At 68.5% G+C, this 21,385-nt stretch carries 16 protein-coding genes; 14 read left to right on the top strand and 2 right to left on the bottom strand.

Going from position 1 to position 21,385, the window contains the following annotated elements; translation table 11 throughout:
- The first annotated feature begins 54 nt into the window (after positions 1-54).
- The 5 genes from ASE96_RS07235 (at position 55) to ASE96_RS07215 (ending at position 6,383) form a co-directional block, all read left to right on the top strand.
- Positions 55-1,275 carry a beta-ketoacyl-[acyl-carrier-protein] synthase family protein gene (locus ASE96_RS07235; RefSeq protein WP_056428058.1) on the top strand — a complete coding sequence of 407 codons (1,221 nt, stop codon included), beginning with the start codon at positions 55-57 and terminating at the stop codon, positions 1,273-1,275.
- Positions 1,276-1,284: 9 nt separating this feature from the next.
- Positions 1,285-1,926 (top strand): alpha/beta hydrolase, encoded by a 642-nt coding sequence (locus tag ASE96_RS07230; RefSeq protein WP_056428057.1) that lies wholly within the window; start codon positions 1,285-1,287, stop codon positions 1,924-1,926.
- 138 nt (positions 1,927-2,064) lie between these two features.
- A complete protein-coding gene (locus ASE96_RS07225; protein WP_056428056.1) occupies positions 2,065-3,099 on the top strand; it encodes a LacI family DNA-binding transcriptional regulator in 1,035 nt (344 codons plus the stop codon).
- 148 nt (positions 3,100-3,247) lie between these two features.
- Entirely contained in the window at positions 3,248-3,985 is a 738-nt protein-coding gene (locus ASE96_RS07220; protein ID WP_056428054.1) for an HAD family hydrolase, read from the top strand.
- 67 nt (positions 3,986-4,052) lie between these two features.
- Positions 4,053-6,383 carry a glycoside hydrolase family 65 protein gene (locus tag ASE96_RS07215; protein WP_056428051.1) on the top strand — a complete coding sequence of 777 codons (2,331 nt, stop codon included), beginning with the start codon at positions 4,053-4,055 and terminating at the stop codon, positions 6,381-6,383.
- A 70-nt stretch (positions 6,384-6,453) separates the two neighbouring features.
- Here the strand turns inward: ASE96_RS07215 and ASE96_RS07210 are convergent, their stop codons facing one another.
- Entirely contained in the window at positions 6,454-7,788 is a 1,335-nt protein-coding gene (locus ASE96_RS07210) for an MFS transporter (RefSeq protein ID WP_056428050.1), read from the bottom strand.
- Between the two features lie 236 nt (positions 7,789-8,024).
- On the opposite strand from ASE96_RS07210, the gene ASE96_RS07205 reads away from it, so the two are divergent.
- The 9 genes from ASE96_RS07205 (at position 8,025) to ASE96_RS07165 (ending at position 19,972) form a co-directional block, all read left to right on the top strand.
- Entirely contained in the window at positions 8,025-9,398 is a 1,374-nt protein-coding gene (locus ASE96_RS07205; protein ID WP_056428047.1) for an NAD-dependent succinate-semialdehyde dehydrogenase, read from the top strand.
- Positions 9,399-9,456: 58 nt separating this feature from the next.
- On the top strand, positions 9,457-10,047 hold the full coding sequence (locus tag ASE96_RS07200) for a hypothetical protein (protein ID WP_056428044.1): 591 nt from the start codon (positions 9,457-9,459) through the stop codon (positions 10,045-10,047).
- Positions 10,048-10,149: 102 nt separating this feature from the next.
- The gene (locus ASE96_RS07195; protein WP_056429245.1) at positions 10,150-10,989 is read left to right on the top strand and encodes a hypothetical protein; all 840 of its coding nucleotides are present in this window, start codon (positions 10,150-10,152) and stop codon (positions 10,987-10,989) included.
- Entirely contained in the window at positions 10,980-11,729 is a 750-nt protein-coding gene (locus ASE96_RS07190; protein ID WP_056428041.1) for a LamB/YcsF family protein, read from the top strand. Before ASE96_RS07195 ends, ASE96_RS07190 begins: the two co-directional genes overlap by 10 nt.
- 98 nt (positions 11,730-11,827) lie before the next feature.
- The gene (locus tag ASE96_RS07185; protein ID WP_056428038.1) at positions 11,828-15,538 is read left to right on the top strand and encodes a nitrate reductase subunit alpha; all 3,711 of its coding nucleotides are present in this window, start codon (positions 11,828-11,830) and stop codon (positions 15,536-15,538) included.
- Positions 15,538-17,238, top strand: a complete 1,701-nt coding sequence (narH, locus tag ASE96_RS07180; RefSeq protein WP_056428035.1) for a nitrate reductase subunit beta — start codon at positions 15,538-15,540, stop codon at positions 17,236-17,238. Before ASE96_RS07185 ends, narH begins: the two co-directional genes overlap by 1 nt.
- Positions 17,235-17,855: a nitrate reductase molybdenum cofactor assembly chaperone gene (gene narJ / locus ASE96_RS07175; RefSeq protein ID WP_056428034.1), complete on the top strand. Its 621-nt coding sequence runs from the start codon at positions 17,235-17,237 to the stop codon at positions 17,853-17,855. The genes narH and narJ overlap by 4 nt, the downstream gene beginning before the upstream one ends.
- A 2-nt stretch (positions 17,856-17,857) precedes the next feature.
- Positions 17,858-18,697, top strand: a complete 840-nt coding sequence (gene narI / locus ASE96_RS07170; protein WP_056428033.1) for a respiratory nitrate reductase subunit gamma — start codon at positions 17,858-17,860, stop codon at positions 18,695-18,697.
- 51 nt (positions 18,698-18,748) lie between these two features.
- Positions 18,749-19,972 (top strand): MFS transporter, encoded by a 1,224-nt coding sequence (locus tag ASE96_RS07165; protein ID WP_056428032.1) that lies wholly within the window; start codon positions 18,749-18,751, stop codon positions 19,970-19,972.
- Between the two features lie 27 nt (positions 19,973-19,999).
- On the opposite strand, the gene ASE96_RS07160 is transcribed toward ASE96_RS07165, so the two are convergent.
- Positions 20,000-21,337, bottom strand: a complete 1,338-nt coding sequence (locus ASE96_RS07160) for a DUF445 domain-containing protein (protein WP_056428031.1) — start codon at positions 21,335-21,337, stop codon at positions 20,000-20,002.
- Positions 21,338-21,385 lie beyond the last annotated feature (48 nt).

Here is a 21,385-nt window from a genome sequence, read left to right as displayed (position 1 = left end):
CGACCCTGCAGTCCCCGCGGGCCGCCCGAAGGGCCTCACAGAATGCCGGTACCCATGCCTGAAGTTTCTCCCAGAGTTGTTGTCACCGGACTCGGTGCGGTCACCCCTGTGGGCGGGACCGCGCCCGAGACCTGGGCCGCGCTGCTGGCCGGACGTTCCGGAATCGCGGCGCTGGAGGAGGACTGGGCGCAGGGCCTCCCCGTCCGCATGGCCGGCCGGGTGGGCGTTGACGTCGCTTCGCAGCTCACCACCCCCGAATACAAGAGGATGGACCGCTGCGGGCATCTGGCCCTGATCGCGGCCCGGGAAGCGTGGGCACAGGCCGGCCGTCCCGAGGCTGACCCGGAGCGGCTGGCTGTGGTGATCGGTTCCGGCTACGGCGGCCTGGACACCACCCTGGAGCAGGCCCGGACGCTGGATGCCAGCGGCCCGCGCAGGGTATCCCCGCATACCCTCACCCGGATCATGGTCAACGCGCCGGCGGCCTGGGTGTCCATGGAGGTAGGCGCCAAAGGCGGGGCCAGAACCCCGGTGAGCGCCTGCGCCTCCGGGGCCGAGGCCATCTCGCAGGCGGCCGACATGATCCGGGCGGGGGCGGCCGACGTCGTCATCGCCGGCGGCGTGGATTCCTGCATCAACGGCCTGATCGTCAGCGGGTTCGCGCAGATCCGGGCGCTGTCCACCCGCAACGGGGACCCGCAGTCCGCGTCCCGGCCCTTCGACCGGGACCGGGACGGATTCGTGCTGGCCGAGGGGGCCGCGATCCTGGTCCTGGAGCGTGAAGACCACGCCCGGGCCCGCGGGGCCGACATCCTAGGCGTCGTGGCCGGGACCGCGGTGACATCCGACGCCGTCGACATCGTCGCTGCTGATCCCGCCATGCAGCGCCGGGTTATGGAAAAGGCGATCGCGGCGGCCGGACTTGGCGCCGGGGACATCGGCCTGGTCCACGCCCACGCGACGTCCACGCCCGTGGGTGACCGCCTGGAGGCGGAAGCCATCAATGCCGTATTGGGGAACCAGGTTCCCGTCACGTCGACCAAATCCCTCACCGGGCACCTCCTCGGCGGAGCCGGGGCGCTCGGCGCCATCGTGATGATCCAGGCCCTGAAGACCGGGGCGGTCCCGGGCACCAGCAACCTTGGCGAGCCCGACGCCGGGATCGACCTTAACCTCATCCGGGCCACAGTGTCGGGCCAGCCCGCGAAGGCGGGCATAGCCAACGCCTTCGGTTTCGGCGGGCACAGCACCGCGCTGGTGATCACCGAAAGCTAGGCTGTTCCGATGGAGACAGTCGTCTGGTCCAAGCCGGAACACGAACGCCCCGGCACGCCGCTGCTGGTGATGATGCACGGTTACGGCAGGGATGAGTCCCGGATGGCGAAGCTGTTCGACTCCCTGCCGCCCGCATTCACCTGCGCCGCGCTGCGCGGGCCCAAGGAAATCGGGGACGGCTACGGCTGGTTCCTGCTGGACTACTTCCTGACCCATGACTTCGCCGACGTCATCTCCTCCACCAACGCGGTCTTTGACTGGATCGAATCCGTCAAGGCGCAGCACAGCAGTGTCAGCCTGTTCGGCTACTCGCAGGGCATGGCCATGGCCAGCACCCTGCTGCGGCTGCGGCCGGCGCAGTTCCGGGCCGCCGTCGGTCTCTCCGGCTTTGTCCTGGAAAACGAACTCCTCGCGATGAGCGAATCGTTCGAGTCACGCCCGCCGTTCTTCTGGGGCCGGGACCGGGACGACCTTGTGATCAACGACGCCGCCACGGAACACACCGAGGAGTGGCTCCACGCGCACACCAGTCTCACGGCGCGGACCTACCCCGGAATGGGCCACTCCATCTCGGCGGCCGAACTGGTGGACGTCAGCGCGTTCCTCCGCCACTACGTGCTGCGCCGGGACGGCCCACCCGGAGCTGCCTAGCCACCAGTACACCGGTGCGGCAGGGCCAAAGGACCTTTTCTTTGTTTATCCACTTGCGCGCCAATTTTGTAAGCGTTTACACTCGACCTTGGCCATGTTTCCGGCCCACGACTTCAGGGGGAAGAAAGGGCTGAGCCCGTGCTGCAGGCCAAGGCGCCGCGCGCCACCATCCAAGACGTCGCCGCACTCTCCGGACTCTCCATCTGCACCGTCTCCCGGGCCCTCCGCAACCTTCCGAACGTCTCCGTCAGCGCACAGGCCAAGGTCAGCGACGCCGCCGCGAAACTCGGGTACAAAGCCTCCCCGGCAGCCTCCCGGCTGGCCGGCGGCAGCACCGGTTCCATTGCCATCATCGCCCCCACCGCCACCGCATGGTTCTTCGCGCAGGCCGTCGAAGCGGCAGAGGAAGTGTTCGCCGGCGGAGGCTACGACACCGTCCTGATCAGCCTCCGGAACCGGCAAAGTGTGCACCGCAAACTCTTCGGCGACCTGGCCGGGCTGTCCCAGCGGGTGGACGGCGTCCTGCTCCTCAATATCGCCCTCAGCGAAGCCGAACTTGCTGACCTGGCCGGCTCCGGACTGGCCGTGGCCAGTGTGGGCATGCACGACGTGCCCTGGGACAACGTCGGAATCGACAACGCCGCAGCGGCCCGCGCCGCCACCGAACACCTGCTGGGACTGGGCCACTGGGACGTGGCCATGCTCTCCGGCAGCGAGACCGGTGAGCCTTCCCTCATCACCGCCAGCGAGCGGCTGCGGGGCTTCGAACAGGCGCTCGGCGCACATCACCTGACGGTCGACCCGGACCTGGTGCTCGACGCCGGGTCCAGCATCGAGGGCGGCCGGCGGGCGATGATCGAGCTGATCGAAAACCGCCGGATGCCCTCCGCGATCCTCGCCGGCTGCGACGAAACGGCCTTCGGCGCCCTCATGGCCCTGAGGGATCTTGGTTTGTCTGCTCCCAAGAACGTGTCCATCATAGGAATAGACGATCATCAGATGAGCTGTTTCCTGGGACTGAGTACCATCTCCCAGCCGGTGGCCGACCAGGGCGCATTCGCGGCCAACCTGCTGATTGACCGGCTCCACCGCTCGGGGCTCCCGAATCCGCCGTCCAGCCACGTGCTGGAGACCAAACTGATAGAGCGCAAGAGCACCCGCCGCCGGCGCTGACCGGCGCCCTCCACTACCCGCCGGCCGGCCTGCGCCGTCCGCATGGTGCCGCCGTCCAAGAGTTTCCGGGCCCGCCCCGGTGCGCCCGACACAACGGCCGCCGGCCCGCCCGCCGATTTAGATACCCCGTCTGAAAGGACCATCGACCATGACTGAGATTTCCAACAGCACGCCATCGAGCTGGACCAGCGCCTCCGCCATCCTCTTTGACCTCGACGGCGTCCTGACGCCCACCGCAATTGTGCACGAGCGTGCGTGGCAGGAACTCTTCGACGGGTTCCTCCGGACCGTCCCCGAGGCGCCCGGATACCGCGAAAGCGACTACTTCGACCATATTGACGGCAAGCCGCGCTTCGACGGCGTCCGCGACTTCCTGGCCTCCCGCAACATCGTGCTGCCCGAGGGCCCGCTGGATGACGACCCGGCGCACAATACCGTCCACGGCCTGGGCAACCGCAAGAACAAGGTCTTCAACGACATCGTCGAGGCAGGCGGCGTCAAGCCCTACGAAGGTTCCGTCCGGTTCATTGACGCCGCGCTGGCCCGCGGGCTCAAGCTCGCCGTCGTCTCCTCCTCCCGCAATGCCCCGGCCGTGCTCAAGGCCGCCGGGCTCTCGGACTATTTCCCGGTGGTGGTTGACGGCATCGTCGCCGTGGCCGAAGGACTGCCCGGCAAGCCCAGCCCGGCCACCTACCAGTACGCCGCCCGGCTGCTGGGCCTGCCCAGCGAGGCCTGCGTCGTCGTCGAGGACGCCGTCTCCGGGGTCCAGGCCGGAAGCGCGGGACGTTTCCACTCGGTGATCGGCGTGGATCGCGGCGCCGGCCGGCAGACCCTGCTGGCCGCCGGCGCCACCCTCGTGGTCAACGACCTCGACGAGCTCCTCTAGCCTTCCCATCCGCCCGGCAGCCACGTTCACCGCAGCACTTTCACCGCCCACAAGGAAAGCCCCCACTATGGCCCTCATCACCTCGGACCGCGCACGGTTCCCCAACGACCCCTGGCAGCTGGTGGAGACCGTCCACCTCCCCGGCAACGCCGGCACCCTGGAGACGCTCTTCAGCCTGGGCAACGGGCACCTCGGCATCCGCGGCGCCCACTGGGCGGCCGCCGACGCCGAGCTGCCGGGCAGCTTCATCAACGGCTTCCACGAAACCTGGGACATCAAGCACGCGGAGAACGCCTACGGCTTCGCCCGTACCGGCCAGCGGATCCTCTACGTCCCGGATGCAAACAACTTCACTGTGATCATCGACGGCGAAAGCCTGAGCCTGGACGAATCCACCGTGCTGGATTACCGGCGGAACGTCGATTTCGCGACCGGAGTCTACGAGTGCCGGATCACCTGGCAGTGCCGCTCCGGCGCCACTGTGACCACCACCGAACGCCGGGCCGTCGGCTATGAGTCCCGCGGCGCGCTCGGCATCTCGCTGGAAGTTGCCGCGGACCGGGACGTCTCCGCTGACGTGACCTCCTCGGTCATCAACCGCCAGGACCAGCCGGTGGAGGACCACTCGGCCCACGACCCGCGCCGCGCGGGCAGGCACGCCGGGCGCGTGCTGCTTCCGGTACGGCTCGACGGCGGCGACGGCTCGCTGCGCCTGTCCTGGGAGACGGCCGAATCCAAACAGCGGATCGGCCTGGCCGTGGACCACTGGACGAACGCCGGCGTGCAGCCTTTCGACACCCAGGTGCACGAGGACGACAGCAGCGTCCGCTACGTCCTGGCCGTCGGCGCCGACGAGCCGTTCGTGCTGGAGAAGAGCGTCAGCTACGCCGTCGGGCAGGCCTCTGCGGACCTGGCCGACGACGCCGAAGCCGGCCTCAAACCGCTCGCGGACATCTTCGCTGAAAGCGCCGCGCACTACCGCAACTACTGGACCACGAGCGACATCGTCCTCGCCGGGCAGACCGAACTCCAGCAGGGGGTCCGCTGGAACCTCTTCCAGCTGGCCCAGGCCACGGCGTGCGCCGACGTCGCCGGCATTCCGGCCAAGGGGGTCAGCGGCTCAGGCTACGAGGGGCACTACTTTTGGGACCAGGAGGTGTACCTGATGCCGTACCTGACGTACACCAGCCCGGGCAACGCCCGCCAGGTCCTCGAGTTCCGCCACAACATGCTGCCCGAGGCCAAGATCCGCGCCAAAGAGCTCAGCGTGGACGGCGCCCTCTTCCCCTGGCGCACCATCAACGGCCTTGAGGCCAGCGCCTACTACGCCGCCGGCACGGCCCAGTTCCACATCGCCGCCGCGATCGCTTTCGCCACCAACCGCTACATCTGGGCCAGCGGCGACCAAGAGTTCCAGGAGACCCTGGGCTCCGAGCTGCTGATCGAGACCGCCCGGATGTGGGCGTCCCTGGGCTTCTTCGGCAAGGACGGACTCTTCCACATCCACGGCGTCACCGGCCCGGACGAGTACACAGCCGTCGTCAATGACAATCTGTACACCAACGTCATGGCGCGGTTTAACTTGCGCGCCGCGGCGGCGCTGGACCACCCGGAGATCGACGACGCCGAACGCGAGTTCTGGGAGCAGGCAGCCACCCGGATGCAACTGCCCTACGACGAGGACCTCCAGGTGCACTCGCAGGACAACGACTTCATGACCCTGGAGCCGTGGGACTGGAGCACGCCGCGGTCCAAGTACCCGCTGCTGCTGCACTTCCACCCGCTGGTGATCTACCGGCACCAGGTCCTCAAGCAGGCGGACAGCGTGCTGGCCATGTTCCTGCAGTGGCAGGACTTCTCCGCCGAGGAAAAGCGCCGCGCCTTCGACTTCTACGATCCGATCACCACCGGCGATTCCACGCTCTCCGCCTGCGTGCAGGGCATCATGGCGGCCGAGGTGGGCTACGGCGAGGCCGCGCTGAACCACTTCACCCATGCCTTGTTCATCGACCTTGACGACACACACGGCAACACGATCGACGGCGTGCACATCGCCTCCACCGGTGGGGTCTGGAGTTCGCTGGTCAGCGGCTTCGCGGGCCTGCGGGACCAGGGCGAGGTGCCGTACTTCGACCCGCGCCTGCCCGCCGACTGGGACGGGCTGTCGTTCCACCTGAAGATCCAGGGCCGGCTCCTGAAAATCGAACTGGACCAGGGTGCCATCAGCCTGACCGTGCGTGAGGGCGCACCGCTCGACGTTGACGTGCGCGGCGAACTGTTCACGGTCGGCGGCGACCCGGTCCGGGTCCCGTTGGCCCCGGTCGCGGAGCCGGAACCCACGATCTTCCCGAGCGGACTTCCGACGGCGTCCATCCCGATCGTGCGCGCGGCGGTCTGAGCACGCCATAGCAACGCGGGGTCACTCCCATGATCCCCGCCGACATGGGCGCTAGCTGTCCCCGCGTTGCTTAGGAGCGGGCCCCGGTGCCGCCGGGGCTCCCGTCCGCGCCGATGCTCTCGCGGCCGTCCTCCAAGGGGTGGGCTTGTTCATCGGCCCGCATTCGCGCGGCGATCATGGCGACGACAGCCATGACCGGGCACACGGTCCCGGCGACCAGGAAGATGAGGCCCACCGGGATCACCTCCGCGGCCGGTCCGGCGAGGGCCATGGAGACCGGCATCAGGGCCAGCGAGACAAAGAAATCCAGGCTTGAGACCCGGCCCAGCAGGTGCGGCGGCACGCGGCGCTGCAGCAGCGTGCCCCAGATGACCATGCCCATGCCGCCGGTGGCGCCGAAGATGAACAGGGCGGCCGCCAGCGCCCAGAAGCTGTCCATGATGCCGACGGCGGCGAGCGGCAGGCTGCCGGCGCCCCAGCCCACCATCATCACGGTGAGGTAGCGGCGCGGCAGCGGGAACGAGGCAGTGGCCAACGAGGCTGCGGCGCCTCCGATGCCCATGACCGCGAGCAGGAAGCCGAACGTGCGCGAGTCGCCGCCGAGCTGATCGCGGACCACGAACGGCAGGAGCACCTCGATGGGGCCGATCAGGAACAGTACGGAGATGCAGGCCCACAGCAGGGTCCACAGCAGCCAGGGGGTCCGGACTGTGTAGCTGACGCCCTCGCGGAGGTCGTGCAGCACGGACGTCTTCGCGCGCGGGCCGGGTGCAGTGCCGCCTTCCGCGGCTGTCAAGCTTTCGGTCCCCGGGAGGGGCTCGCGCCGGAGCAGGTTGAGGATGCAGAACGCCAGCAGGTGGCAGGCCGCCACACCCGTCACGGCGTGCGCGGGGGAGAGGGCGGCCACCAGGATGCCCGCGACGGCCGGGCCGGCGGCCTGCTGCAGGACGGGCCGCATGGTCCCCTCCAGGCCGTTGGCCGCGAGCAGGTCCTCCGGCGGCAGGATCCGCGGGAGGATGGCGGAGTAGGCCGGGAAGAAGAACGCGGCCCCGACTCCCAGCACAAACGCTCCTACCGCCAGATGCCAGAGCTGCAGCCAGCCCAGCATGGCCAGCCCGCTGATGCTGGCGATCACGGCAAGGTTGGCGCCCTCCACCGCGATGATCAGGAGCCGCTGCGGGAACCGGTCCGCCGCGATGCCGCCCGCCAGCAGGAAAGCGACGAGGCCCACGCTGCCCGCGGCCGCCACGAGGGAGAGCTCCAGCGGGCCCCCGCCCAGATGGATCACCTCGTAGACCATCGCCACGGCCCACATCCCGGAGCCGAAAATGGAGATGGCCAGGGCCGCTATCAGCACACGGTATTCCCGGTGCACGAACGGACGGAAGGCCCTCGGTGAGCGCATGGCTCCAGTCTAGGGGCCGGCCCGGACCCGTCCCAGCCCGGCGGACGCGGGCCGTCCCCCGGGGACCGGATGGAATAGCAGGACAGGTGCCGGGGTTGCCGCCTAGTGGGACGGGTGACCTTATCGGGGCAGCCCGTTCCGACGTACCGGGCCCGGAGGGCCGGACTGCCGCAACAACGCGGCGGCGGCCGGGGACCGGTTGGGCTGGACTACTCAGAAACGGAGATGGTGGATTAATGACTGCCTACAAAACAGTGAACCCCGCGACCGGAGAAACGTTGAAGGAATTTCCCCTCGCCACCGCGGCCGAGGTGGAGCACGCGCTGGCGGACTCGAAGGCGGCCTTCAAGGGCTGGCAATCGGCGCCGGTAGAGGCCCGCGCGAAGGTGATTGCCCGGGTGGCCGAGCTGTACCGGGAGCGCCGGGACGAGCTGGCCCGGCTGATTGCCACGGAGATGGGTAAGCCCCTGGCCCAGTCCCGCGGCGAAGTGGGCCTCGTGGCTGACATCTACGCCTACTACGCGGACGAGGGCCCGTCCTTCCTTAAGGACGAAATCCTTGAGGTCAAGGGCGGCGGCGAGGCCATCGTCCGCTCCGCGCCGGTCGGGCCGCTGCTGGGGATCATGCCGTGGAACTACCCCTACTACCAGGTGGCGCGGTTCGCCGCCCCCAACCTGATCCTCGGCAACACCATCCTGCTCAAGCACGCCGACAGCTGCCCCCAGTCGGCCCTCGCCATCGAGCAGATCTTCAAGGATGCCGGGCTCCCCGAAGGGGCCTACATCAACCTCTTCCTGAGCAACGACCAAGTGGCGGAGGTCATCGCCGATGACCGGGTCCAAGGAGTCTCGCTGACCGGCAGTGAGCGGGCAGGCTCGGCCGTTGCCGAGGTGGCCGGACGGAACCTGAAGAAGTACGTGCTGGAATTAGGCGGCAGCGACCCCTTTATTGTCCTGGACTCCGAGGACCTCGACGCCACCGTCAAGGCTGCCGTCAGCGGACGGATGGGGAACGCCGGGCAGGCCTGCACCGCCTCTAAGCGGTTCATCATCCTCGAGGACCTGTACGAGGCGTTCGTGGAGAAATTCACCGCCCGGATGTCCGCGATCAAGCCGGGCGACCCCCTGCTGGCCGACACCCGGTTCGGCCCGCTCTCCTCACAGAGTGCCGCCGACGGCCTCATAGAGCAGATCCAGGATGCTGTGGACAAGGGCGCCACCCTGCGGACCGGCGGTCACCACGTCGAGGGCCCCGGCGCCTACGTCGAGCCCACGGTGCTGACTGATGTGATCCCCGGGATGCGGGCGTTCTCGGAAGAGCTCTTCGGCCCTGCGGCGGTCATCTACAAGGTCGCCGGCGTGGAGGAAGCCATCGAGCTGGCCAACGGTTCCCCGTACGGCCTCGGCGGCGCGGTCTTCAGCGCCGATGCCGAGAAGGCCAAGGATGTGGCTGACCAGCTGGATACCGGGATGGTGTTCATCAACTCCGTGGCCGAAACCCAGGCGGATCTGCCGTTCGGCGGCGTGAAACGCTCCGGCGTCGGGCGCGAACTGGCACGGTTCGGCATGAATGAGTTCGTCAACAAGAAGCTCATCCGGACACCGCGCTAGATCCGGAGCTGGCGGGGCGCTTCCGCGCAGCGGAGGCGCCCCCGGATAGGCTCCTGTCATGAACACATCGGCCGCCGTGACGGCGCGGCGCAGCCTGGCATTCATCGGCACCAACGCGGGCCTCGCCCTGCACCCGGTGGATGCCGGCGGCCTGCTGCTGCCGGGCGAGCCGGCGAGCTGCTTCGCGTCGTTCTGGATGGCCGACTGGTCGCGCTGGGGCGTAGGTCATGCCCTGCTGGTCGCCACCCGACAGGGCTGGCGGAGCTATGGAACCGATGCGTTCTTTGCCGCGTCCCTGGCCACCGAACTGACCCGCCACTTCCCGGAGGCCGCCCGGTTCCCGCTGGACGGCATCAGCCACACGGGCGACGAGTTCGACGTCGAGCTCGACGCCGGGCAGGGTCTGCGGGCCACCGGACGGAAAGCCGAACTGGAGATCAGCGGTGTTCTGGACCGCCGGCAGTTCGCCGCTCCCAACTTCCAGCTCGGCAACGCCAGCGCCGCGCTCAGCAACGTCTACCTGCCGTGCAGCACCGGGCGGCTCACGGAATTCGGAGTCGAATGGCCCGGCGCCGCCACCATGTACCCCGGACCGCTGGGCCCGGCGTCATCGGCCTTCCTGGCCGTGGCCGAATCGCGGGCGCTTTAGCCGCGTTGCCATTCGGCGGCAGAGGCGCGGGCGGAAGGGCCGGTGGCCTAGTGTTAATACCGGATGAAACTCAGCACACTTACGGTTCACGGAGAGGCGATGATGGCCAAGCTACGCAACCCGGCAATAAATATTGCCCAGAAGTCAGCACACAACGCGATGTTCGATGCCCAGGGCAATCCCAAGCCTGGCGTCCACAATGTGCTCCTGCGGGCCGTTGAAGTCCAGCGCCCGTTGGTGCTGGCGAACCTCCGCCGGCTCCAGCGCAGGCACCCCCAGGCCACTGCGGCGCAGCTCGCCGCGACGCTGGAACGGGACTATCTCCTCGCCGTCACCGGCGGCGGTGCGCTGGTGGGCGGGGCGGCCGTTATCCCCGGCGTCGGGACCGCAGCGGCACTGGGCCTCTCGGCCGCCGCCACGGTTGGGTTCCTCGAAGCCACCGCACTGTTCTCCACCTCCCTGGCCGAACTCCACGGGGTGCGGCTGGTGGATCCCGAGAAGGCCAGCACCCTGGTCATGGCGATCATGCTGGGCGAGGAGGGCACCGCGCTGTTGAGCTCCCTGAGCGGGCAGGCAGCCGGGCAGGGCAGGGGCCCCACGCAGGCGTGGGGTTCCCTCTTCTCCCGCCGGGTACCGCTGGCCGGCTTCGGCACGGTGCGGGAACGGATCCAGACGATGTTCCTCCGGACCCTCCTGAAACAGCAGGGCACGGCCTGGCTGGGCCGGGCGTTGCCGTTCGGCATCGGCGCCGTCGTGGGCGGCGTCGGCAACCGCGTGATGGGCCGCGCCGTCGTCGCGAACGCCAAGGAGGCGTTCGGCCCGATGCCGCTCGTCATTCCCGGAGAGCTCGGGGGCCCGCCGCAGGCGGGGCACCCTGAAGCCCTGCAGGAGAAGGACACGAAGGACAGCTCTGCGGAGAAAGGCGGCACGTTTTGGATCTGAATGCTGATCTGGGGGCGTCCTTCGGGACCTGGACCATGGGCGACGACGCCGCGATGCTTCCGCTGGTCACGAGCGCCAGCGTGGCCTGCGGGCTGCACGCCGGGGACCCCGTGACCATGCTGGACACGTGCCGGGAAGCCTACGAGCTGGACGTCCGGGTGGGCGCCCACCTCGGGTACCCGGACCTGGCCGGATTCGGCCTCCGGGCCATGGACATCACTTTCGATGATCTTTTCGGCGCCGTGCTGTACCAGCTCGGCGCCCTGGACGGGGTGGCGCACGCCGTCGGGGCCTCCGTGGACTACGTCAAACTGCACGGGGCTCTCTACGACCGGACAGTGCGCGACGCCGAACAGGCCTCCGCCGTGGTTGCCGCCATCCAGGCCTACGATCCGGGACTCCCCGTCCTGGGCTTCCCGGGCTCGGCCCTCTTGGGGATCGCCAAGGACGCCGGACACCCGGTCTTCTCCGAGGCTTTCGCTGACCGCGCCTACCTGCCCGACGGCACGCTCGTGCCGCGCTCGCAGGACGGTGCCCTGCTGCACGACGTCGGCCGGATCGCCGAACGGGCCCTCCGCCTCGCCACCAAGGGCGAAGTGGAGGCCGTCGACGGCACTGTGCTCCGGATCGAACCGGATTCTCTGTGCATCCACGGCGATAGCCCCGGCTCCATCGAGACGGCCACGGCGATCCGCGCGGCCCTGGTAGGCGCCGGAGTGGAGCTGGAAAGCTTCGCCTGAGCCCTGCCCGACGGCCGGCGCCAGCACCCCGCCCGGCGGATTCTGGCCAGTGCCGCAAGGCCCTATCCGGGTCCGAAACGGCAACCTAGCTTGAAGGCATGACTGCCGGAGGCTCCGCGGGGTTAGACGGACCCGCCTCGGACGCAATGTTGAAGCTGGGCCGATTCTTCACAAAATGGGACCAGACCGGCGACGGCAGGGCGGTGTTCCGGGAAGGCGGCCGCAAGGGCGACATCTTCTACCGGGACCGGTGGAGCCACGACAAGGTGGTCCGCTCCACCCACGGGGTGAACTGCACCGGCTCGTGCTCCTGGAAGGTGTACGTCAAGGACGGCATCATCACCTGGGAGTCACAGCAGACCGACTACCCCTCCGTGGGCCCGGACAGCCCGGAATACGAGCCTCGGGGGTGCCCGCGCGGCGCGGCCTTCTCCTGGTACACCTACTCGCCGACGCGCGTGCGTTTCCCCTACGCCCGGGGTGTCCTCGTCGAAATGTACCGCGAGGCGAAGGCCCGGCTGGGCGACCCGGTGCTGGCCTTTGCCGACATCGTGGGAGACCCGGAGCGGCGCCGCCGCTACCAGCTGGCCCGCGGCAAGGGCGGCCTGGTCCGGGTGTCGTGGCAGGAAGCGATCGAAATCGCGGCTGCCGCCCATGTGAACACGATCAAGAACTACGGCCCGGACCGCTGCGCCGGCTTCTCGCCGATCCCCGCGATGTCGATGGTCTCGCACGCGGTCGGAACCCGCTTTATCCAGCTGATCGGCGGGGTGATGACGTCCTTCTACGACTGGTACGCGGACCTACCCGTGGCCAGCCCCCAGGTCTTCGGAGACCAGACCGACGTCCCGGAGTCGGGGGACTGGTGGGACGCGGGCTACCTCATGATGTGGGGATCCAACGTCCCCGTGACCCGCACCCCGGACGCGCACTGGATGGCTGAGGTGCGGTACCGCGGCACGAAGGTGGTCACGGTCAGCCCGGACTATGCGGACAACACGAAGTTCGCCGACGAATGGCTGCCCGCCCAGGCCGGAACCGACGCGGCCCTGGCCATGGCGATGGGCCACGTGATGCTCAGGGAATTCTTCGTCGAGCGGGAGGTCCCGTTCTTCTCAGACTACGTCCGCCAGTACACCGACCTGCCGTTCCTGGTCCGGCTCGAACGGCGCGACGACGGCTCCCTCAGCCCGTCGAAGTTCCTCACCGCCCGGGACCTCCCGGCCGAGGCCGGGGCCGAGGACGCGGCGTTCCGCACCGTAATGTTCGACAAGGCGGCCGGGCGCCCGGCCGTCCCCAACGGCTCCCTGGGGTTCCGCTACTCCGGCAGCGGCGAAGGCAAATGGAACCTGGACCTTGAAGGGATCGAACCGGCGCTGTCGCTGCGCGAAGTGTCCGCCGAGAGCGCCGAGATCCTGTTGCCCTGCTTCGAGGAAGCGGACGGCACCGGCAGCGTACTCCGGCGTGGAGTACCTGTCCTGGAGGTGGAGGGCCAGCTTGTCACCACCGTGTTCGACCTCATGCTGGCCCAATACGGCGTGGGCCGTGCCGGGCTCCCGGGGGAGTGGGCCGCTGGCTACGACGACGCCGCGACGCCCTACACCCCGGCCTGGCAGGAAGAGATTACCTCCGTCCCCGCGCAGGCCTGCATCCGGGTGGCGCGCGAATTCGCCCTGAACGCCGAGCAGTCCAAGGGCCGGTCCATGATCATCATGGGCGCCGGGATCTGCCAGTGGTTCCACGGCGACACCACCTACCGCGCGGTGCTGGCGCTCGTGATGCTGACCGGCTGCATGGGCCGCAACGGCGGCGGCTGGGCGCACTACGTGGGGCAGGAGAAGACCCGGCCGGTCACCGGCTGGCTGTCGCTGGCCAATGCCCTGGACTGGTCACGCCCGCCCCGGACCATGATCGGAACTGGCTACTGGTACATGCACACGGACCAGTGGCGGCAGGACGGCTACTCCGCGGACGCGCTGAAGTCCCCGCTGTCCACCGGGGCCATGGACGGCATGCACACCGCCGACGCACTGGCCCAGTCCGCCCGGCTCGGCTGGATGCCGTTCTACCCGCAGTTCGACCGCAACCCGCTGGACCTCGCGGACGAGGCGGAGGCCGCCGTCGCCGCCGGCACGGCGAAGGACACCCCGGGCTACATCGCGGACGCGCTCAAGAACCGCACCCTCAACCCGGCGATCGAGGACGTGGACGCCCCGGAGAACTGGCCCCGAACCCTGGTGCTGTGGCGCTCCAACCTGTTCGGCTCCTCCGCCAAGGGCAACGAGTACTTCCTGCGGAACCTGCTGGGAACCCACAACAATGTGCTCGGCCAGGACCACGCCGAAGGCCTCAAACCCCGGGACGTGAAATGGCACGATCAGGCGCCGGAAGGGAAACTGGACCTGCTGGTCTCCGCGGACTTCCGGATGACGTCCACCACGCTGCTGTCCGACGTCGTGTTCCCGGCCGCCACCTGGTACGAGAAGCACGACCTGTCCTCCACCGACATGCACCCTTTCGTGCACGCCTTCACGCCGGCGATCGACCCGCCGTGGGAGACCAAAACGGACTTCGACATGTTCCACCTGCTGGCCCAGGAGTTCTCGCGGCAGGCCGTGACCCACCTAGGCGTGCGCCGGGACCTCGTGAGCGTGCCGCTGCAGCACGACACCCCCGGCCAACTCGCCCAGCCCGGCGGAATCGTGCGGGACTGGCGGGACACGTCCATCCCCGCGGTTCCGGGGCAGAACATGCCCGTCTTTTCCGTCGTGGAGCGTGACTACACGGCCATCGCGGACAAGCTGGCCGCCGTCGGGCCGCTGGCCGACAAACTGGGCTTCACGGTTAAGAACGTCACGTACAAACTCGCTGGAGCGTTGGACCGGCTCAGCCGCTCCAACGGGGTGATGCTCGGCGGCGCCGCGGACGGCCGCCCCGCGATCGACACCGACGCGAAAATGGCCGAGGCCATCCTGGCCTTCTCCGGCACCACCAACGGCGCCCTGTCGGTGCAGGGATTCAAGGACCTGGAACTGCGCACCGGGCGGAAACTGGCGGACCTGTCCGAGGGGTCCGAGGAAAAATTCATCACCTTCGCCCAGACCCAGGCCGGCCCCGTCCCGGTGATCACCTCCCCGGAATGGTCCGGCTCCGAAACGGGCGGGCGGCGCTACGCCCCGTTCACCATCAACGTCGAACGGCTCAAGCCCTTCCACACCCTGACCGGCCGGATGCACTTCTTCCTCGACCACGACTGGATGATCGACATCGGCGAAGCCCTGCCGATCTACCGGCCGCCGCTGGACATGCACAAGCTCTTCGGCGAACCCAGACTCGGCCAGGACGGGGCCATGGAGGTGGTGGTCCGCTACCTGACGCCGCACTCCAAATGGTCCATCCACTCCGAATACCAGGACAACCTGCTGATGCTCTCCCTCTCCCGCGGCGGGCCAACGGTCTGGATGAGCCCCGCCGACGCGGAGGCCATCCAGGTCAAGGACAACGACTGGGTGGAGTGCCTGAACATCAACGGCGTCCTGGTGGCCCGGGCCATCGTCAGCCACCGGATGCCGGCCGGCGTCGTCTACGTCCACCACGCGCAGGAACGCACCATTGATGTGCCCAAGTCCGAGGCCACCGGACGCCGCGGCGGCATCCACAACTCCGTGACCCGGCTGCTGGTCAAACCCTCGCACCTGATCGGCGGGTACGCCCAGCAGGCCTACGCGTTCAACTACCTCGGCCCCACCGGGAACCAGCGCGACATGGTCGCCACCGTCCGCCGTCGTTCCCAGGAGGTGCAGTACTGATGCGTGTTATGGCTCAAATGGGCATGGTCATGAACCTGGACAAATGCATCGGCTGCCACACCTGCTCCGTGACCTGCAAGCAGGCCTGGACCAACCGTGCGGGCACCGAATACGTCTGGTTCAACAACGTCGAAACCCGCCCCGGGCAGGGGTATCCGCGCCGCTACGAGGACCAGGACAAATGGAAGGGCGGCTGGGCGCTGAACAAGCACGGCAAGCTGGTCCTCAAGGCCGGCGGCCGGGTCAAGAAACTCCTGGGGATCTTCGCCAGCCCGGTCCAGCCCGAGCTCAAGGACTACTACGAGCCGTGGACCTACGACTACAAGACCCTCGTGGACGCGCCCCTGGGCGACGATTTCCCGGTGGCCCGGCCCAAGTCGCTGATCACCGGGAAGGACACGAAGATCACCTGGTCGGCGAACTGGGACGATGACCTGGGCGGTTCCACCGAAAACGGGCACCTGGACCCGATCGTGGAAAAGGTCCGGCGGGACTCCGAAGACAAGATCAAGTTCGCCTACGAGCAGACCTTTATGTTCTACCTGCCCCGGATCTGCGAGCACTGCCTCAACCCCTCCTGCATGGCCTCCTGCCCCTCCGGCGCGATCTACAAGCGGGTGGAGGACGGGATTGTCCTGGTGGACCAGGACAAGTGCCGCGGCTGGCGCCAGTGCGTCACCGGCTGCCCGTACAAGAAGATCTACTTTAACCACAAGACCGGCAAGGCCGAGAAGTGCACGTTCTGCTACCCGCGGGTGGAAGTGGGGCTGCCGACGGTCTGCTCGGAAACCTGCGTGGGCCGGCTGCGGTACCTGGGTCTGTTCCTGTACGACGCCGACGCCGTCACCGGGGCGGCGTCCGTCACGGACCCCCAGGAACTCTACGACGCCCAGATGGATGTGCTGCTCGACCCGAACGACCCCGCCGTCCAGGCCGAGGCCAGGGCCCAGGGCATCCCGGAGGACTGGATTGACGCCGCCCGGCGCTCGCCGGTGTACGCCCTGGCGAAGGTCTACAAGGTCGCCCTGCCGCTGCACCCCGAATACCGGACAATGCCGATGGTCTGGTACGTCCCGCCGCTCTCACCCGTGGTGGACCTGCTGCGGGACCAGGGGCACGACGGCGAGGACGCCGGCAACCTGTTCGGCGCCATCGACGCGCTGCGCATCCCGGTGGAATATCTCGCAGAACTCTTCACTGCCGGCGACGCCGACCGGGTCACCGCGGTGCTGAAGAAACTCGCGGCCATGCGCTCCTTTATGCGCGGCATCAGCCTCGGCAACGACCCCGACGACTCCATCCCCGAAGCCGTGGGCATGGACAGCCAGACCATGTACGAGATGTACCGGCTGATGGCGATCGCGAAGTACGAGGAGCGCTACGTCATCCCGAAGGCCCACGTGGAACAGGCCCACGATCTGGAGGAGATGGGCTGCTCGCTGGACTTCGAGGGCGGGCCTGGCATGCAGGATTCCGCCCCGTTCGGCGAGGCCAGCGGCAGGCCCGTCCCGGTGGCCGTGGAAACCTTCAACGCTCTCCGCGACCGGCAGACGTCCGGCTCCGCGCCCGGCGACACCACCCTGCGCGGCAGGGTGAACCTGCTGAACTGGGACGGTACGGGGGCGCCGACGGGGCTTTTTCCGGAGAAGCCGCCCGCTGGCTCCGCAGCGGCCCCGCCGGCGGCGGGGGAACGGCCGTGAGCCGGCGCGAGCAGGTGGTCTACCTCGCGGCGGCCTGGTGCCTGTCCTACCCGGACGAGGACCTCATCGGCCGGGTGCCGCTCATGCGCGCCGCGCTGGGCGAGTTCCCCGGCGCCGCCGCGGACTTCCGGGAGGTGCTGGATTCGCTGGAATTCACGCCCCCGATGGAGAGCCAGGCCCATTACGTGCGCGAGTTCGACCTCGGCAAACGCCACGCCCTGCATCTGTCCTACTGGACGGACGGGGACACGCGGCGCCGCGGCGAAGTCCTGGGTAACTTCAAGAAAACCTACCGGCAAAGCGACATCCTGGTGGACACCCACGGGGAACTGCCGGACTACCTCCCGATGGTCCTCGAGTACGCCGCGCTGGTGGACCTCGCCGCCGGCCGCGACCTGCTGACCCGCTTCCGGGCGAGCCTGGAGATGCTCCGCTTCGGGCTCCTCCGGGACGAACTTCCGCACGCCCGGATCCTGCAGGCCATCTGTGCCACCCTGCCCGGGAAATCCCCGGCAGACGAGCAGGCTGTCATGCGGATGGCCGGTTACGGCCCACCCACCGAGGCGGTGGGCCTGGACCCCTACGATCCGCGGCTGCTGCCCGTGAAGGGGGCCTGACCATGCTGGCATCCGAAGCCGAGCCCGGATCCGCCGTCGGAATCTCCGCACTGGACATCGTGCTCTGGGGCGTGCTGCCCTACGTCATGGTGGTTGTGCTGGTGGGCGGGCTGGTCTGGCGCTACAAGTACGACCAGTTCGGCTGGACCACAAGGTCTTCCCAGCTGTACGAATCCCGGCTGCTCCGGATCGCCTCACCACTGTTCCACTTTGGCCTGCTCGCCGTGATCGCCGGCCACTTCTTCGGCCTGGTCATCCCGATGGCGTGGACCCAGGCGGCGGGGATGAGCCAGGACTTCTACCACTTCAATGCCCTGCTGGTGGGCGGGATCGCGGGGGTGGGGACCTTGGGCGGGATTCTTCTGCTGATCTACCGCCGCCGCACCACGGGGCCGGTTTTCATGGCCACCACCACGAACGACAAGACCATGTACGTGGTGCTCACTGCCGCCATTGTGTTCGGCCTGTGGACCACCCTGGCCAGCGTCTTCGAGGGCGAGCACGGACACAACTACCGCGAAACCGTGGCCCCATGGTTCCGCTCCCTGTTCATCTTCCAGCCGGACCTCGCGGCGATGGCGGCTGCGCCCTTCTCCTTCCATCTGCACACCCTAATGGGCATGGCGCTCTTCGTGATCTGGCCCTTCACGCGGCTGGTCCACGCCTTCACCGCCCCGTTCCACTACCTCTTCCGCCCCTACATCGTCTACCGCTCGAGGGACCGGGACCGGGACCGGGACGGCAGCACAACCGGCCCCGCGGACGCCCGGACCTCCAACGTCGCGGCCCGCCGCGGCTGGTCCGCCGTCGGGACCCGCGACCGGGACACCCGGAACCGCTGAGCCGGACCGGTGCCGCCCTGTTGAACTGACGTCGAACTGAGAGGAAGACCAGTGGCCGGATCCGGGCCTGTTCCTTCAACCGCCACTGCGGGGCGGACGCTCAACCTCGTGCTCGCCACCTCGGCGTCGGTGGCCGGATTCTGGGCTTGGAACTCGGTGGCCACCCTCGGCGCCTTCTATACCGTGAATCTTCAGCTGACCCCGGCCGCTACGGGCGTGCTCGTGGCCATGCCCGTCTTCGTCGGCTCGCTGGGCCGGATCGTCGTCGGCGCCTTGACGGACAGGTACGGCGGCCGGGCCATGTTCACCTTCGTGCTGCTGGCCTCCATCCTGCCGATCCTGCTCGTGGCCGTCGGCGGGGTCCTCAGTTCCTTCGCCCTGGTGCTCGGTGCCGGGCTGTTGCTGGGCGTCGCCGGGACCGTTTTCGCCGTCGGGATCCCGTTCGTCAGTGCCTGGTACGAGCCGTCGCGACGCGGCTTCGCCACCGGCGTCTTCGGCGCCGGGATGGGCGGCACGGCGCTGGCCGCCTTCCTGAACCCGAGGCTGGTCGCGGGAATCGGCTACTTCCCCACGCACCTGCTGATCGCCGGGATCCTCGCGGTCATGGCGGCCCTGGTGTGGTTCCTGATGAAGGAAGCACCGGGCTGGACCCGCAACAACCTCCCCGTCCTGCCCAAGCTGCTCGATGCCGTGAAGACCCCGATCACGTGGAAGATGTGCTTCCTCTACGCCGTAGTCTTCGGCGGCTTCGTTTCCTTCGCGACGTACCTGCCGACCTACCTCCGCGACGTGTACAGCTTCGATCCGAGCGGCGCCGGCGCCCGCACCGCCGGCTTCGCGCTGGCGGCCGTGCTGGCCCGGCCGGTGGGCGGCGTGCTCGCGGACAGGTTCGGGCCTAAGCCCGTCGTGATCACCTCACTGACCGGCGTCGCGGTCCTGGCCTGGGTGGTGAACCTGCAGCCCGACGGCGAAGTCCCCGCCGGCCTGACGTTCGTCGCCATGGCGGCGGCGCTGGGCCTCGGAACAGGCGGAGTGTTCGCCTGGGTGGGGTTGCTCGCCCCGCCGGGGAAAGTCGGCAGCATCAGCGGCGTGGTCAGCGCGGCCGGGGGCTTGGGCGGCTACTTCCCGCCGCTGATCATGGGAGCGACGTACGATCCCGCGACGCACAGCTACTCGATCGGGCTGCTGCTCCTGGTCTTTACGGCGCTGGCCGCGCTGGCCTTCACGATCGTTGCCCTGCCCGGCCGGGCAAAGGCCAAGGTCATGGCCGCCTAGCCGTACTTCCCAAGGAGTGGCGGATTGTCAGCCGAAGACCAGATGCGCCACCGTGAAAATGGCGAGCCCGGCAAGGGCCCCCACCACGGTGCCGTTGATCCGGATGAACTGCAGGTCCTTGCCGATCTGCAGCTCGATCTTCTGCGAGGTCTCCTCGGCGTCCCACCGGGCCACGGTATCGGTGATCACGCCGGCAATGTCCGAGCGGTACGTCCGGACAAGGTAACCCGCGGCGTCCCCGATCCACTTGTTCACCTTGCCGGCCAGTTCGGGATCGACCACCAGGCGGGTGCCGAAGTCATGCACGGCGGCTTTGAACCGTACGGTGAGTTCGCTGTGCGGGTCGTCGACGGCGGACAGCAGAGCGGCTTTGATGGTGCCCCACGTGCGGGAGGCCAGTTCGCGGATCTCGGGATCGCCGAGGACCTGGGCTTTGATGCCTTCGGCCCGGGCGATCATCACCGGATCATGCTGCAGATCCTGCGCGAGGTCCTTGAGGTACTTGTCGATCGACAGGCGGACCTGGTGCTGCGGATCCGACTGCACGGCCCGGGTGAACTTCAGGATCTCCACGTAGACTTTGTCGCCCACAAGCCCGTCCACGAACGACGGCACCCACGTCGGCGAACGGTCGGTGACCAGCCGGTTGACCGTTTCCTGGTTGTCCCGCACCCAGTCCACGGTGCGGTCCACCAGCACGTCCACCAGGGCGTGGTGGTGCCCGTCCTCGAAGATCCGCTGTGCCACCCGGCCCACCGGGGGACCCCACGGCGGGGCGAGCAGATGCCGGCGGACCATGCCCTCGATCACGGCCTGGACGTCGTCGTCGTTGAGCACCGTAAACGCCCCGCGGATGACGGCGGCGCCTTCCTTGGCGACGCGGTCGGCGCCGCCGGGCCCGGAGAGCCAGGTCCCGGCTTTGCGGGCGATGTCAACGGAGGCGAGCTTTTCGTGGACCACCTGTTCGGAGAGGAAATTGGTTTCCACGAATTCGCCCAGCGAGGCGCCGATCTGGTCCTTGCGCTGCGGAATGATGGCGGTGTGCGGGATCTTGATGCCCATGGGGTACTTGAACAGGGCTGTCACGGCGAACCAGTCCGCGAGGGCGCCCACCATGCCGCCCTCAGCCGCGGCCCGGACGTATTCGAGCCAGGGGTACTGCTCCTGGAACGCAAAGGCGACCACAAAAATGACGGCCATCAGGACCAGCAGCGAGAGCGCCAGCAGCTTCATCTTCCGCAGCGCGGCCGCCTTCTCGGCGTCGCCCGATGCCACGGACCGGCGGCGGGCCGGCTCCCCGGCAGTGCGTTCTCCGGCGCCGCCGGGGCCTTCCGGACGGGTACTTGGCTCAGTGTTCACCTGCATGTGCCCAGCCTAGCCCCGCTTTGGCGGGGCCCGTCGGCTAACGTGGCA

It is taken from the genome of Arthrobacter sp. Leaf69, assembly GCF_001422645.1.
Classification (GTDB): Bacteria; Actinomycetota; Actinomycetes; order Actinomycetales; family Micrococcaceae; genus Arthrobacter.
Note: the sequence above shows the minus strand (reverse complement) of the source record. Positions and strands in the feature narration are given on the sequence as shown.